This is a genomic window from Nonomuraea sp. 10N515B (assembly GCF_052245915.1).
Classification (GTDB): Bacteria; Actinomycetota; Actinomycetes; order Streptosporangiales; family Streptosporangiaceae; genus Nonomuraea.
In genome coordinates, this window is the sequence record NZ_JBQQBQ010000188.1 from 1 (window position 1) to 1,458 (window position 1,458).

1 protein-coding gene is annotated in these 1,458 nt (G+C 72.2%); it reads left to right on the forward strand.

Features of this window, described 5'->3' with window-relative positions:
* The coding region (locus tag ACTWQA_RS58930; protein ID WP_443167486.1) for an amino acid adenylation domain-containing protein at positions 1-1,458 on the forward strand (1,458 nt) is incomplete at both ends.

A 1,458-nucleotide genomic window follows, 5' to 3' on the forward strand; every position in this document is an offset into this window, starting at 1 on the left:
CGCCGAGTTCGGCGGGCGGGTCAACGCGCTGGCCAGAGCCTTGCGTGAGCGTGGTGTGCGGGTGGGCGACGTGGTGGGCGTGTGCCTGCCGCGCAGCGTCGACCTGGTGGTGGCCGTGCACGCCGCGGTTGCGGCGGGAGCGGCGTACCTGCCGCTCGACCCCGGCTACCCCGACCAGCGGCTGGTGTTCATGGCCACGGACGGCAGGGCGCGAGTCGTGATCACCGAGGAGCCGGACCGCTTCCCTGGCTTCATCACGACAAGTCCTGAGACGGCGGAGGAGGGCGTGCCACTGGCGCTGAAGATCCCGCCCAGGGCGCCCGCCTACCTGATCTACACCTCCGGCTCCACCGGCACCCCCAAGGGCGTCCTCGTCTCCCACGAGGCGATCGTCAACCGGCTGACCTGGACCGACCACGCCTTCACGCTCACGGCCGGCGACCGGGTCATGCTCAAGACCACCTTCACCTTCGACGTGTCGGTCTGGGAGCTGTTCTGGCCGCTCATCGCCGGCGCCGGCCTCGTGGTGGCCCCGCCGGACGCACACCGCGATCCGGCCGCACTGGCCCGGCTCGTCGCCCAGCACGACGTCACCACCATTCACTTCGTCCCGTCCATGCTGGACGCTCTGCTGGACGAGCCGAAGCTGGACCTGCCCTCCGTGCGCAGGGTGATCTGCTCGGGGGAGGCGCTGCCTGCCGTGCTGGCCGAACGCCTCCACACCCGGCTGCCCGGCGCGGAGCTGCACAACCTGTACGGCCCCACCGAGGCCGCCATCGAGGTGACCTGGCACAAGTGCGAGCCGGGTGAGACGCAAACCCCGATCGGCGCCCCGATCAGGGGGATCAGGATCGAGATCCTCGACGCCGACCTGCGCAGGGTGCCCATCGGCACCCCCGGCGAGCTGTGCATCGCGGGCATCGGCCTGGCCGAGGGGTACGCCGGCCGGCCGGGGCTGACGGCGCGGCAGTTCGTGCCCGACCCCTACGGCCCGCCCGGCGCTCGCCTCTACCGCACCGGCGATCTGGCCAGGTGGCTCCCCAGCGGCGAGGTCGATTACCTCGGCCGCATGGACAACCAGGTGAAGATCCGCGGCATGCGGGTCGAGCCCGGCGAGATCGAGTCGCTCCTCGCCGAGCATCCGGCCGTCCGCACCGCGGTGGTGCAGCCCGTTCGCGGCGTCCTCGCCGCCTATGTCGTGCCGTCGGGTGACGTCACGCCGGAACCCGCAGAACTCCGCGCCCTCCTGCACGAGCGGCTGCCCGACCACATGGTCCCCGCCACCCTCACCTTCTTGGACGAGCTCCCGACCAACGCCAACGGCAAGCTCGACAGGTCGGCCCTGCCCGAGCCGGCCGGTGTGGTCGAGCCGGTGCGGGTGGCGCCGCGTGGTCCGGTGGAGGAGTTGGTGGCGGCGCTGTTCGAGGCGGTGCTCCAGACCGGTCCGGTGGGGCGTGA